General features: G+C 62.4%; 11 protein-coding genes. 8 read left to right on the top strand and 3 right to left on the bottom strand.

From position 1 onward, the window contains the following. Nucleotides 1–27: 27 nt before the first annotated feature. From FHX14_RS13490 to FHX14_RS13460, 7 genes are all read left to right on the top strand, one after another. A complete protein-coding gene (locus FHX14_RS13490) occupies nt 28–1125 on the top strand; it encodes a substrate-binding domain-containing protein (protein WP_012555585.1) in 1098 nt (365 codons plus the stop codon). A gap of 89 nt (nt 1126–1214) precedes the next feature. Then, a complete protein-coding gene (locus tag FHX14_RS13485) occupies nt 1215–1553 on the top strand; it encodes a hypothetical protein (RefSeq protein WP_012555586.1) in 339 nt (112 codons plus the stop codon). Nucleotides 1554–1821: 268 nt separating this feature from the next. After that, entirely contained in the window at nt 1822–2847 is a 1026-nt protein-coding gene (locus FHX14_RS13480; RefSeq protein ID WP_184377447.1) for an ABC transporter substrate-binding protein, read from the top strand. 35 nt (nt 2848–2882) lie between these two features. Then, a complete protein-coding gene (locus FHX14_RS13475; protein ID WP_184377446.1) occupies nt 2883–3782 on the top strand; it encodes an ABC transporter permease in 900 nt (299 codons plus the stop codon). After that, nucleotides 3758–4507 (top strand): ABC transporter ATP-binding protein, encoded by a 750-nt coding sequence (locus FHX14_RS13470; protein WP_184377445.1) that lies wholly within the window; start codon nt 3758–3760, stop codon nt 4505–4507. The genes FHX14_RS13475 and FHX14_RS13470 overlap by 25 nt, the downstream gene beginning before the upstream one ends. 37 nt (nt 4508–4544) lie before the next feature. Beyond that, the gene (locus FHX14_RS13465; RefSeq protein ID WP_012555590.1) at nt 4545–5912 is read left to right on the top strand and encodes an LLM class flavin-dependent oxidoreductase; all 1368 of its coding nucleotides are present in this window, start codon (nt 4545–4547) and stop codon (nt 5910–5912) included. A 58-nt stretch (nt 5913–5970) separates the two neighbouring features. Next, nucleotides 5971–7041 carry an LLM class flavin-dependent oxidoreductase gene (locus FHX14_RS13460; RefSeq protein ID WP_184377444.1) on the top strand — a complete coding sequence of 357 codons (1071 nt, stop codon included), beginning with the start codon at nt 5971–5973 and terminating at the stop codon, nt 7039–7041. A 19-nt stretch (nt 7042–7060) separates the two neighbouring features. Here FHX14_RS13460 and FHX14_RS13455 read toward each other — a convergent pair whose 3' ends face one another. Further along, the gene (locus FHX14_RS13455) at nt 7061–8737 is read right to left on the bottom strand and encodes a GGDEF domain-containing protein (RefSeq protein WP_184377443.1); all 1677 of its coding nucleotides are present in this window, start codon (nt 8735–8737) and stop codon (nt 7061–7063) included. Nucleotides 8738–9237: 500 nt separating this feature from the next. Between FHX14_RS13455 and FHX14_RS13450 the strand changes: the two genes are divergently transcribed. After that, nucleotides 9238–11223, top strand: coding sequence for a methyl-accepting chemotaxis protein (locus FHX14_RS13450; RefSeq protein ID WP_184377442.1), 1986 nt, complete (start codon nt 9238–9240; stop codon nt 11221–11223). A gap of 80 nt (nt 11224–11303) precedes the next feature. Here the strand turns inward: FHX14_RS13450 and mctP are convergent, their stop codons facing one another. After that, a complete protein-coding gene (gene mctP, locus FHX14_RS13445; protein WP_184377441.1) occupies nt 11304–12779 on the bottom strand; it encodes a sodium:solute symporter family monocarboxylate transporter in 1476 nt (491 codons plus the stop codon). Further along, nucleotides 12769–12966 (bottom strand): DUF3311 domain-containing protein, encoded by a 198-nt coding sequence (locus tag FHX14_RS13440; RefSeq protein WP_003591841.1) that lies wholly within the window; start codon nt 12964–12966, stop codon nt 12769–12771. The genes mctP and FHX14_RS13440 overlap by 11 nt, the downstream gene beginning before the upstream one ends. Nucleotides 12967–13089 lie beyond the last annotated feature (123 nt).

The following is a 13089-nucleotide window of genomic DNA, read 5'->3' as shown; positions in this document are numbered from 1 at the left end:
CACAACAAACAAAATGGAGGAGTGAACATGAAGCGCAGGACTTTATTGCAGGCAACGGTCGCAACCGTCGCCGTTATGCTGAGCATGCCGGCAATGGCCGATTCCATGGCCGACGCCAAGGCCGTGGTCGACAAGTATGCGTCCAAAGTGAGCGCATGGGATGGCCCGACGAGCGGCCCCAAGGGCGCTAGCGGAAAGAACATCGTCATCCTTGCTGGCGATATGAAGAACGGCGGCATTCTCGGCGTGGTCAACGGCGTTCAGGAAGCGGCCGGCGCTCTGGGTTGGACGGTGAAGGCGCTTGACGGCGCAGGCTCGATCGGCGGACGGACGGCTGCCTTCGGCCAGGCGATGGCGCTGAAGCCCGACGGCATCATCATCAACGGCTTCGACGCGGTCGAGCAGAAGCCGGCGATGGAAGCGGCAAAGGCGGCCGGCATTCCGATGGTTTCCTGGCACGCCGCCTCGGCCGTCGGTCCGGTTCCCGAAGTCGGCGTTTTCGCCAACGTCACCACCGATGCGATGGAAGTCTCGAAATCCGCGGCGGATTGGGCTTTCGTCGATGCCGGCGGCAAGCCGGGCGTCATCATCTTCACCGACTCGACCTATGCGATCGCGATCGCCAAGGCCGACCGCATGAAGAAGGAGATCGAGGATCTCGGCGGCACGGTGCTGGAATATGTCGACACGCCGATCGCCGAAACCTCCCAGCGCATGCCGCAGCTGACCACGTCGCTACTGCAGAAGTACGGCGCCAAGTGGACACATTCGCTGGCGATCAACGACCTCTATTACGACTTCATGGGACCGTCGCTTGCCTCGGCCGGCATTGCCGGCGACGGAAAGCCGGTGAACGTCGCAGCCGGCGATGGTTCGGAGAGCGCCTATCAGCGCATCCGCGCCAAGCAGTTCCAGGCGGTCACCGTTGCCGAGCCGCTCAACCTCCAGGGATGGCAGCTCGTCGATGAGCTGAACCGCGCTTTCGCCGGCGCCCCGTGGTCGGGCTATGTGTCGCCGCTGCATGTGGTGACCAGCGCGAACGTCGAGTTCGACGGCGGACCGAAGAACAGCTTCGATCCCGATAACGGCTATCGCGATCAATACAAGAAAATCTGGGGCAAATAAGCCTCCAATCAGGGCGTATCGATCGATACGCCCTCACCTCCCCGCTTCACCATCGATCCAGCTCCGGCGAGTTTTGGAAAAGAGAACCTATGATCATTCGTTATGCTTTGTTTGAAGGCGAAATCCATCCCGGCAGAGAAGAGGAATTCCGCGCCTTTGTCAGAGAGCGGCTCGTTCCTCTCTGGACGAAATTTCCAGGCGCCGAGGAGGTTCGGGTCTTGGACGGGATGGAGCGCGATGAAGGCGCCCCGGTCTATGCCATGGCCCTGGCGATCCGTTATCCCGATATGGATGCGGTGAGCGCAGCGCTAAGCTCCGATGTGCGCTTCGAGAGCCGTGAGGTCACCGGCGAGCTCCTGCAGCTCTTCACCGGCAAGGTGCATCATCACGTATTCCAGGCCAACGAATACCCGCCGGCCGCTGCCTGAGGTCAGCGATTGAATTCTGCCGGCCTCAAGACAAGATCGAAGACTGGAGTTACCACAAGGCGCCTGCGGCAAATGCTCAGGCGCCTTTTTGCGTCTGGGCATCGGCAATCTCCCCGGGGCGCCCAATCGTTCTGGCGGCCCGAGTTTGGGACAATTTTTTATCGGCGGCGCGATTATTGAATTAAATAGTCTATAGATTTAGTAGATAATGTTCCATCTTACCGTGCATCGTTCCTGCAATCAGCAATCCGAAACGGGAAGATCGACGATGACATTGGCAAAGACATTCAAAATCGCATTGTTCAGTCTGCTTGGCTTCGGCGCCATTCACAATCCGGCCGCAGCCCAGGCGGACGCTCCCCTCCTTGCCAAAGTGCCGCCGGGCACCGTGCTGACGATCGGCGATCCGGTCACGCAGAAGGCCCTCGAAGTGTCCGGCCTCGACAAGGAGCTCACTTTCGAAGTGAAATGGGCCAATATCAGCGGCGGGCCGCAGACGTCGGAAGCTTTTCGCGCTCATGCGCTCGATGTCGGTTCGGTGGCCGAGATCCCCTCGATCTTCGCCAACTGGAACAACCTGCCGGTCCGCAACATCGCCTATCGCGAACGCCGCGACCCGATCGCCAATCCGATCTACCGCTTCGGCATCGCACCCGGCGCCGACGTCAAGACGCTCGCGGATTTTCGCGGCAAGCGCATCGCGTTCAGCCCCGGCCAGGCCCAGGGTACGCTCGTCTTGCGCGCGCTTCACGCTGCCGGTCTGAAGAGCAGCGACGTCACTCTCGTGGAATTGCCGAGCACCGGCGATGTCTATCCGAAGGCCTTGGCGAGCAAACAGGTCGACATCGCACCGCTCGGCACCGTCTATATCAGGCGCTACATCACGCAATACGGGCCGGATGGCGCGACCCTTATCGAACATGGCCTGCGCGATGATCCCGGCCATCTTTATGCGCCGCAATGGGTTCTCGACGATCCCGCCAAGGCGGCCGCTCTCGCCGAATATGTCGGCCTGTGGGCGCGCGCCACCGAATGGGTGAACCGCAACCCGGACCTCTGGATCAAGGAATATTACGTCGGTCAGCAGGGCCTCAGCCAGGAAGACGGGGAATATCTCGTCAAGATGACCGGGGAGCAGATCGTTCCCTCCGATTGGAGCGACGTGAAGAAGCGTCATCAGGAAACGATCAACCTGCTGGCGGACGAGCTCGGCAACAAGCCTTTCGACGTGGAGCAGATTTTCGACAATCGCTTCGAAAAGCTGGGTGCGGCGGCTTTGGTAAAGGGCCTGTAACGTTCCCCCATTCCATACAGGAGGAGATTTCAAGCATGGCAATCATTTGGGATGCAGATGGGGCGAAACTGTCCCTGAGGTCAGGCGGCAGAATTGCGCCGGCGGGTTTACGCGCGGCAAGGCCGGTTGGTCTTCTCGGCTCTGCCGGCCCGCGCGCCCGGCGCAGGCTGGGTCCCGGCCCGGCGATACCTTTCGGGCTGCAGATCGGGCCGGCATTGCTGGTCTTGGCCTGGGTCGCCGGCTCGGCGCTCGGATGGATCGACCCGCGTGTCCTGTCGGCGCCGTGGACGGTCGTCGAGGCTTTCGCGCGGCTCTTGGAGCAGGGCCGCCTGCAGGACAATTTCCTGACGTCGGCGACGCGCGCTTTGGTCGGCCTCAGCATCGGCTTGCTGATCGGCACGGTCCTGGCCGTGATCGCCGGTCTTTCCCGGATCGGCGAAGCGCTGATCGACGGCCCGGTCCAGATCAAGCGGGCGATACCGACGCTCGCCCTGATCCCCTTGCTGATCCTGTGGTTCGGCATCGGCGAGAGCATGAAGGTCACGACCATCGTGCTTGCCGTTATCGTGCCGATCTACATCCACACCCACAATGCGCTGCGCAGCATCGACAGCCGCTATGTCGAACTGGCCGAGACGCTGCGCATGAGCCAGAAGGACTTCATCCTCCAGGTGGTGCTGCCGGGCGCTTTACCCGGTTTCCTCCTGGGGCTGCGGTTCGCCGTCACCCTCTGCTGGGTTTCTCTTGTCGTCGTCGAGCAGATCAACGCCACCAGCGGGCTCGGCTATATGATCGATCTTGCCCGCAACTACGGGCAGACCGACGTCATCCTCGTCGGCCTCGTGGTCTATGTGCTGCTGGGTCTCGTCTCGGACGGCCTCGTCCGTCTCATCGAACGGAGGGCCCTCTCATGGCGCCGCACCCTGGCAAACTGAAACCCGAAGCCAACGCCATCCATGTCCGAAACCTCGTCCGGCGATTTGCGGCAAAGACGATCCTCGACGGCGTCGATCTCGATATAGCGGAGGGCGAATTCGTTGCCCTGCTCGGCCGCAGCGGCTCCGGCAAAAGCACGTTCCTGCGCGCCCTTGCCGGTCTCGATCACGGTGTCGAGGGAAGCGGCACCCTCGAGACGCCGGAAAGGCTTTCGGTGGTTTTCCAGGATGCCCGGCTGCTGCCCTGGCGCAGCGTCATCCAGAACGTCACGCTCGGTCTGCCCGGCGCCGCCGGCCAGGAAGGCGGCAGGAAGGCTTTGGCGGAGGTAGGACTTGAAGGGCGGGAAACCGCGTGGCCGAACCAGCTTTCCGGCGGCGAACAGCAAAGGGTCGCCCTTGCCCGCTCCCTGGTGCGCGAACCGGCTCTGCTTCTCGCCGACGAACCCTTCGGAGCGCTCGATGCGCTGACCCGGCTGAAAATGCACGACCTGCTGCGGGAATTGTGCGCAAAGCACCGCCCTGCCGTGCTGCTTGTCACCCACGACGTCGACGAGGCGATTTCACTGGCCGACCGGATACTGGTCCTCGACGAAGGCCGGCTCATCGAGGATCTCAGGATCGATCTGCCGACGCCGCGCGATCACGGCGATCCGCGCTTTGCAGAGTTTCGAAGCCATCTTCTCGGCCGGCTCGGGGTCGACGTCCCGGGCCGCAAGGCAGCGTGACATCCACCACGGCGCAATTTGAATTGGGGAAAAGCCAATGAGCACATCGAAAAGGCAAATGCGGCTCGGCGCATTCATTATGGCGACCGGCCATCATATCGCCGCCTGGCGTCATCCGGATGCGCAGGCCGACGCCGGCCTCAATATCGATCACTACCGGGAGCTTGCACAGACCGCCGAACGCGGGAAATTCGATCTCGTCTTCGTCGCCGACAGCCCCGCGGGATGGGAGCGCGCCAAGGACCTGGAGGCGTTTCGCCGCACCGCCCAGGGCACTCATTTCGAGCCGCTGACCCTTTGGGCCGCCCTCTCCCAGGTGACCGAACATATCGGCTTCGTCGCCACGGCATCGACGACCTATGAGGACCCCTATCTTCTCGCCCGCAGATTTGCCTCGCTGGATTATATCTCCAAGGGGCGTGCGGCATGGAACGTCGTCACGACGGGCGCCGACGTTTCGAAGAACTTTTCGATCGCAGGCCATCCCGCCCATGCCGATCGTTATGAGCGGGCCGAGGAATTCGTCGATCTGGTGAAGGGGTTGTGGGATTCCTATGAGGACGATGCGTTTATCCGCGACAAGGAAAGCGGGGTCTATCTCGATCCCGACAAGGTGCATCTCGTCAATCACAAGGGCAAGTTCTTCTCGGTGGCGGGTCCGCTCAATGTCGGCCGCCCCGTTCAGGGCTATCCCGTCATCGTGCAGGCCGGCGCATCGGAACCGGGACGCGAACTTGCCGCCCGCACCGCCGAGATGATCTTTACCGCCAATCAGACGCTCGACGATGCCCAGGAATTCTATTCCGACGTCAAGGGGCGGCTTGCCCGCTACGGGCGGCGGCCGGACGACCTGTTGATCAGTCCCGGCATATTCCCCGTTCTCGGCGGAACCGAAGCGGAAGCCCAGGCGAATTACGACTATATCCAGTCCCTCGTTCACCCTTCCATCGCCTGGAACATCCTTGCCCGCCACTATAAGGGCGTCGATCTTTCCGGCTATTCGCTTGATGATCCCGCCCCTCCCCTGCCGGGTGATACCGAACTCAACAAAAGCCGCCTCAAGCTGGTTTCCGACCTGGTCTCGCGCAATCATCTGACACTGCGCCAATTCTATCTGGCGGTCGCTACCGCGCGCGGCCATCGCACCGTCGTCGGAACGCCCGAGCAGATTGCCGATGCGATGCAACTCTGGTTCGAGAATGGCGCCGCCGACGCCTTCAACATCATGCCGCCGATCCTGCCCACGGCTCTCACCGATTTCGTCGATCAGGTCGTGCCGATCCTGCGCAAACGCGGCCTGTTCCGCCACGAATATGAAGGCACGACGCTGCGGGAGAATCTCGGTCTCGGGCGCCCGCCGAACGGCTTTACGCTTCGGGAGCAGGACGTGCAGGCGGCCGTATGATCTCTCGGCTGGATTTTCCTTTGGTCCCCTTTCCAACCGCACAGAACCGCAGCATCGCATGAGCAATCATTCCGAATTTCTCTGGTATATCCCGAACGACGTCAGGCCCGGCCATCGCGGCGATTCCGCCGTCGGCAACCACAACAGCCTGGAAACGCTGACCAGCCACGCGAGAGCGCTGGAGGAGCATGGTTGGAAGGGCGCGCTTATCGGCACCGGCTGGGGCCGTCCCGACACCTTCACCGTCGCGGCCTCGCTCGCCGCGCGGACCACCACCTTCGAGCCGCTGATTGCGATCCGTCCGGGCTATTGGCGGCCGGCGAACTTCGCCTCCGCGGCGGCGACGCTCGACCATCTGACGGGCGGCCGGGTGCGGATCAACATCGTCTCGGGCAAGGACAACCTGCCCGCCTATGGCGATAGCGAAGGCGACCAGGCGCATCGTTATGACAGGACCAAGGAGTTCATGCGGCTGGTCCGCAGGCTGTGGACCGAAGAAAACGTCACCTCTGCAGGCGACCATTTCCGGGTCGCCGAATCCACCGTGGTGCCGCGCATCGAGGTTCGCGGCAACCGCCGGCATCCCAAATTCTATTTCGGCGGCGCCTCGGAAGCGGCCGAACGGGTGGCGGCCACCGAGGCCGATGTCCAACTTTTCTGGGGCGAGCCGCTCGAGGGCGTCCGCGAGCGGATCGGACGGCTCAAGGGGCTGAGCCGGGCGCTCGACCGCGACCTCCCGCCGCTGGAATTCGGGCTGCGAATAACGACGCTGGTCCGCGACACGACGGAACAGGCCTGGGCCGACGCCGAGGCGAAGGTCGCCGAGATGGCGAAAAACAACGGCACCGGCTGGCACGATCATCAGCGTGTGCTTGCCGTCGGCCAGCAGCGGCTGCTGGCTCTTTACGAGCGCGGCGATGTTCTCGACGACAATCTCTATACAGCGCCGGGCAAATTCGGCGGCGGCGGCGCCGGCACCACCTGGCTGGTCGGTTCGGCGGCGGATGTGGCGCGGTCGCTGCGCAAATATCAGGATCTCGGGGTCACGCATTTCGTGTTGTCCGACACGCCCTATCTCTCCGAGATCAAGCGGCAGGGCGATCAGCTTTTGCCGCTGCTGCGCGACTGACGACCGCTGTGCGAAGGTGTCAGCTCGCCGGCGCCACGCACCGGTTGCGGCCGGCATTCTTGGCGGCGTAGAGGTTTGCATCGGCCACCTGCAGCGCCGCTTCGAGGCTCTCGGCCAAGGACCAATCCGCCAGGCCGATGGAACAGGCGACCTCGAGCTTCGGAGCGACCTCGGACCAATCATGGTCCTGCACCCGTAGGCGCAGCCGTTCGGCAGCGGCAAAGGCGTCCGCGGCTCGCGTGCCGGGAAGCAGAAGCAGGAATTCCTCGCCGCCCATGCGGATAGCCAGACCGCCTTCCGCCCTCGCATCGCCCAGCAAGTCGGCAACGCGGGCAAGGACGACATCACCGATCGAATGGGAAAAGACGTCGTTGATGCGTTTGAAATGGTCGATGTCGCACAGCATCAGGGCCGCGTGGGTGACGCCGGTATCAGCCCAGTCCCTGCACCGGAGCTGCAATTCGCGGCGATTGCCGAGGCCGGTCAGCGGATCGGTGCGCGATGCCAGCACCGCCTCGCGCTGTTCGGCGGCAAGCCGCAGATTTTCCTCCAGCAGGCGCTCGCGCTCCAGACGGGCGCTGTCTTCCTTGCGGCGCATGGTCTCCAGATCGAGCGCAAGCTTCATCGTATAGGCGCGCGCCGAGGCAAGCCGCCGATAATCCTCGACCACCAGCTCGTGATAGATCCTGTGATGGTCGAAGGCCGCCCGCCAGTCGCCGGCCATTTCGGCAATCCGGAAGCGCATGTCGAAATGGCGCAGCTTCATGCGCGGCACGGCCAGAACCTGCTCCATCGCCTCGACGCCGGCAAGCAGCGACTGCGCTTCATCGAAAGCGCCCTGGCTGGCCAGAAGATAGGCGTACCAATAGGAGGTCTCCGCCTCGAGCACCTCGTCCTGCGCGACCTGACAGGCGGCAATGGCCGCGACATAGCGGCCAGCCGCCGCCGTGTCTTCGCCGCGCGTCCAGGCCAGAAGCCCGAGATAACAATGGCATTCGGCAATCTCGTAGCTCAGCTTCTCCGCCTGGGCCTCGATCAAGATCGACTGCAGCTGCTCCTCAGTGCGGGCAAGCAGGAGAGCGTCGATCTCCTTTCGTGCCAACCGATGTTCGCCGAGCGCGCGCGCCGCCATGCGGCTGGCAATCGAGCGGGCGATCAGCACGGAGCTCTTGGCCAGACCGCTCGTCTCCGCATAATTAAGGCTCTCGGCCGCCGCCTCGGCGGCGCGGTCGAAGTCGTTCGAATCGAACAGTGCCACTGCATAGGCGGTGCGCGCGCGCCAGTTGGCCAACGGATCCGGGCAGGATTTGGTGCGTTTCTGGCAGTCGATCAACAGCGCGAAGCCGGTTTCCAGATCGCCGAGCGCCACGAGAATGCCGCCATGGACCGACTGAAGGGAAATGATCGCAGCTTGATCCTGGCAATATCGCAGCCAGGTTTCGGCGCGAAGGCAGATCTTCAGACCTTCAGCCAAGGTCTCCTTGTTGAAATGGATGAGCGCAAGCCGATGCGAGGCGCGCAAGGCTCCGGCAACATCGCCCGCCTCGAGGGCAGCTTCATAAGCCGCTTCTGCAGCCTCGAGCGCTTCGCCGGTGCGGCATTCCCAGTCCAGGCGCACGGCACTGTCCAGCAGTTCCTGCCAGCTCGCTGCCAGGTTCCGATCGCGCCTTGACGTGGAAGAAGCCTGCTGTGCCACCTCTGCCCTATTCCTTATCCGTACCGCATAGTCTGCGAGAACTTCTAACAATTCTCAAAGAGTTGCGCTTAACGGCGAACTTCATCGCTGAACATCGATGCTGGCAGGCGGATTTAAACGGACCGTTTGCAACAAGAAATGTGTGCCAATTCAAACCAACAACTTAGTGTACTCTATTCCGGCGCGGGCGTTGGTGTCATTAGGACCAAAAATACGACAAAATGTCCAAAAAGCGCAGCATAATGATGCTCGGTCGGCTTCGTTTACACTCTCTAAAATATCTCCTCCTATTTTTAAGCATATCGGAGCGACGTTCTGAGGATCGTCACCTACGCCATGATGGCCGGCCAGGTATCCCGAAATCCCGCATGAAATCGACTTGTTACCCTGACGCTCGCCCGGCTCTAGATGCGACGTGCGCAGTGGTGCCCGGCGACGCATTCGGGGACAGATCCTGGTCCAGACACCTTTAAACCTCGCCGACACGATGGAGCGCGCGAATGAACAGCATTAAGAGTTTCGGGATCGCGATGCGTCTCGCCCTTGGTTTCAGCTTTCTGATCCTGCTGATGGCGGGCCTCAGCATCTACTCGACAGGGCAGGTCGCGGAGATCAACAACAATCTCGGGACGATCAACGACGTCAACAGCGTCAAACAGCGCTTTGCCATCAACTATCGCGGCAGCGTGCACGATCGGGCGATCGCCATTCGCGACGTGACCCTGGTGACCTCCGCCGATGAACGCAAGACGGCCGAGGCATTGATCGAAAAGCTCGCCGCCTCCTACGCCGAAAACGAAAAACGCATGGCGGAGATGGTTGCGTCGCCGGCGGGTGCCACGGATCAGGAAAAGACCATTCTGAGCGAGATCGCCGACATCCAGGCGAAAACCAATCCCCTGGTCGCCCAGATCATTGCGTTGCAAGAGAAGGGCGATGGCGAGGCAGCTCGCAAGATCCTGCTCGAACAGGCAAGGCCGGCCTTCGTTTCCTGGCTGGGCGCCATCAACAAATTCATCGACTATCAGGAAGCACTGAACAAATCGATCGGGGGCGAGGTTCGCAGCACGGCAAGCGGCTTCAAGCCGTTGGTGCTGACGGCGTTGGGTATCGCGGCTCTTCTTTCGATCATTGCGGCTGCGATTACCGCGCGTACGATCGTTGGCCCGCTGGCAAAACTGCAGCTTTCGCTGAAGGCGATGGCGGAAGGCAATCTCGACGGCGACCGTCGCCTCGAAGCGCGCGGCGATGAGATCGGCAAGCTTGCGCGCGCCGTCGCCGGCCTGCGTGACGCCATTTCGGCAAAGGCGGAGCGGGAAGCCGACACGGAAGCCAAGCGGGCTGTCGCGGAACGGCATCGGCTCGAGCAGGATGCAGACGAACGCCGCACTCTTGCCGAGCAAACCGACCGCGCTGTCGGCCAGCTTGGCGAAGCATTGCAGGCGCTGGCAAACGGCGACCTCACGCAGCAGATCGATACGCCGTTCATCCCCTCCCTGGAAAAGCTCAGAGCCGACTTCAATACCGCGGTCGAAAAGCTCCGCGCCGCCATGCAGAAGGTTGCCCAGAACGCCAGTGCCATCGCCGCCGGCGCACAGGAGATCCGATCTTCCTCGGACGATCTCGCCAAGCGGACCGAACAGCAGGCCGCATCCGTTGAGGAAACCGCCGCTGCGCTTGAAGAGATCACCACCACCGTCGCCGACTCGAGCAACAAGGCCCAGGAAGCAGGGCAGCTCGTTCGCAAGACGAAGGACAGCGCGGAGCGTTCGGGCAGCGTCGTCCGGGGCGCGGTCGATGCCATGGGCAAGATCGAATCCTCCGCCACCGAAATCGGAAGCATCATCGGTGTCATCGATGAAATCGCCTTCCAGACCAACCTGCTGGCGCTGAATGCCGGCGTCGAAGCCGCCCGCGCCGGTGAAGCGGGCAAGGGCTTTGCCGTCGTTGCCCAGGAGGTGCGCGAATTGGCGCAACGTTCGGCCAAGGCTGCGAAGGAAATCAAGGAGCTGATCAACGCTTCGAATGGTCATGTGAAAAACGGCGTCGCCTTGGTCGGCGAGACCGGAAAAGCCTTGGAAGAGATCGTCGCACAGGTGCAGCAGGTCGACGGCAATGTCGGCGCTATCGTCGGTGCTTCGCAGGAGCAGGCAACGGGGCTGAAGGAGATCAACACCGCTGTCAACAGGATGGATCAGGGCACGCAGCAGAACGCCGCCATGGTGGAAGAAGCGACAGCCGCCGCCCATAATCTCGCCAAGGAAGCCGACGCGCTGTTCCAGCTCTTAGGCCAGTTCAGCATCGGGGGTGCGGTGGCATCGAAGCGCGCATCGCAGCCCGCTGCCGCGGCACAACATGCTCAACCTGTGTCCTCGCCGGCGCGCCAGATGATTGCCAAGGTAGGCAGGTCGTTTCAGCGAAGCGCGGGCCAGGGAAATGCGGCCCAGGGGAACGCAGCATTGGCCGGCGATTGGGAAGAGTTCTAAATCGGATTGATTTCTCGCCAGCTTCTGCTGGAAAGCAAATTGCAAAGGGCGGCGTTTGCCGCCCTTTGCTTTGATTGGACTCACGCCCGGGCCGGAACCTTGGCCGGAAGCAGGGCATTGAGCACGACTGCGACCGCGATGTTTGCCGCAAGCGCCAGCAGTCCGGTGTAGACGGTGAAGGGCTCGCCGCCGAGGCTGATCATATGCAGCGGCTTCCAGCCGGCATCCCAGACAAGGAATGTGCCGCCGCAGAAGCCGACGATCCAGCCGGCGAGCAGAGCGGGTGCACGGAACCAGTTGGTGTAAAGGCCGAAGACCAGAGCTGGGAGCGTCTGCAGGATCCAGATGCCGCCGAGCAGCTGCAGGTCGAGTGCGAACTGCGTCGGCAGGAAGATGATGACAAGCAATGCCCCCACCTTCACCACCAGCGACGTCACCTTCGCGACCTTGGCTTCACCCGCATCGCTGACCTTGGGATCGACATAGGCCTTCCAGAAATTGCGGGTGAAGAGATTGGCGGCACCAATGCTCATCACCGCCGCTGGCACCAGCGCGCCGATGGCGATCGCCGCAAAGGCGAAGCCGGAGAACCAGCCCGAAAACAGCGTCTTGAACAGGGTCGGAACGACGTCATTGGCGCTGTCGAGCTTCAGATTGGCGGCATGGCCCATATAGCCGAGCAGCGCCAGAAGGCCGAGCAGCAGCGTATAGGCGGGCAGCATGATCGCATTCTTGCGGATCGTCTTGCCGCTGTTGGAGGCAAAGATGCCGGTCAGCGTATGCGGATACATGAAGGCCGCAAGGGCCGACCCAAGAGCGAGCGTGGCATAGGCGACATACTGATTGCCGCCGAGCAGCAGGTTGCCGGAGCCCTTGGCCTGGAAGGCCGCATCGGCCGAGGCGAAGACATTGGCGTAGCCGCCGAGCTTCGAGGGGATGAGGGCGACAGCCGCGATCACCACGATATAGATCATGATGTCCTTGACGAAGGCGATCAGCGCCGGGGCGCGCAGGCCTGCCGAGTAGGTGTAGAGCGCCAGCACGATGAAGGCGATCGCCAGCGGCAGTTCGCCATGCAGACCGAGCGCCTTCAGGACCGCCGTCATGCCGACGAGCTGTAGGGCGATGTAAGGCATGGTGGCGATGACGCCCGTTGCTGCGACCGCGAGTTCGAGACCGCGCGATCCGTATTGGCCGTGGACGACGTCGGCGGCCGTCACATAGCCGAAATCCTTGGCGCGTTTCCACAGAACCGGCATGACCATGAAGACGAAGGGATAGACGACGATCGTATAGGGCAGCGCGAAGAAGCCGTAGGCGCCGACCGTATAGACCAGCGCCGGGACGGCGATCACGGTATAGGCGGTATAGAAATCGCCGCCGACGAGGAACCAGGTGATCCAGGTGCCGAAGTTGCGGCCGCCGAGACCCCATTCATCGATATGGGCGAGCGTCTCGGGCTTGCGCCAGCGGCTGGCGACGAAGCCCATGACCGTGACGAGAACGAAAAAGAAGATGAAGACGGCAAGCGCCGTGCCGTTGATGTCAGTCGTCATGGCGCACGCTCCGATAAGCAATCCAGGTCAGCGTCGCCGTGATCGGCACCCAGAGAAGCTGATACCAGTAGAAGAAGGGGAAGCCGAAAAGCGACGGCTCGCGGAGATTGTAAAATGCCGGCCAGAGCAGACCTATATACGGGATGATCAGCAGCCAGAGCGCTGCCTTGCTACGTGGTTTTTCCATGTCGGAATACCTTTCAGGCGCCGCAATAGCGGTCGCCATGTTCCAGTTGTCGGGCGTGGAAGGCAGGTCTGTCAGCCGGCGGCGGTAGCAGGCCCGGTTCGGGTCGCTCGAGCTTTTCCGGCG

Origin of the sequence: Rhizobium sp. BK619, assembly GCF_014195245.1 — a bacterium.
Taxonomy (GTDB): domain Bacteria; phylum Pseudomonadota; class Alphaproteobacteria; order Rhizobiales; family Rhizobiaceae; genus Rhizobium; species Rhizobium acidisoli.
This window is presented reverse-complemented; position numbering and strand designations above follow the sequence as displayed.

What these genes read in the sequence shown, in the direction of transcription:
- FHX14_RS13475 (WP_184377446.1), top strand. Translation starts at nt 2,883, where the DNA reads ATGGCAATCATTTGGGATGCAGATGGGGCGAAACTGTCCCTGAGGTCA.
- FHX14_RS13480 (WP_184377447.1), top strand. Translation starts at nt 1,822, where the DNA reads ATGACATTGGCAAAGACATTCAAAATCGCATTGTTCAGTCTGCTTGGC.
- FHX14_RS13440 (WP_003591841.1), bottom strand. Translation starts at nt 12,966, where the DNA reads ATGGAAAAACCACGTAGCAAGGCAGCGCTCTGGCTGCTGATCATCCCG.
- mctP (WP_184377441.1), bottom strand. Translation starts at nt 12,779, where the DNA reads ATGACGACTGACATCAACGGCACGGCGCTTGCCGTCTTCATCTTCTTT.
- FHX14_RS13450 (WP_184377442.1), top strand. Translation starts at nt 9,238, where the DNA reads ATGAACAGCATTAAGAGTTTCGGGATCGCGATGCGTCTCGCCCTTGGT.
- FHX14_RS13485 (WP_012555586.1), top strand. Translation starts at nt 1,215, where the DNA reads ATGATCATTCGTTATGCTTTGTTTGAAGGCGAAATCCATCCCGGCAGA.
- FHX14_RS13490 (WP_012555585.1), top strand. Translation starts at nt 28, where the DNA reads ATGAAGCGCAGGACTTTATTGCAGGCAACGGTCGCAACCGTCGCCGTT.
- FHX14_RS13465 (WP_012555590.1), top strand. Translation starts at nt 4,545, where the DNA reads ATGAGCACATCGAAAAGGCAAATGCGGCTCGGCGCATTCATTATGGCG.
- FHX14_RS13460 (WP_184377444.1), top strand. Translation starts at nt 5,971, where the DNA reads ATGAGCAATCATTCCGAATTTCTCTGGTATATCCCGAACGACGTCAGG.
- FHX14_RS13470 (WP_184377445.1), top strand. Translation starts at nt 3,758, where the DNA reads ATGGCGCCGCACCCTGGCAAACTGAAACCCGAAGCCAACGCCATCCAT.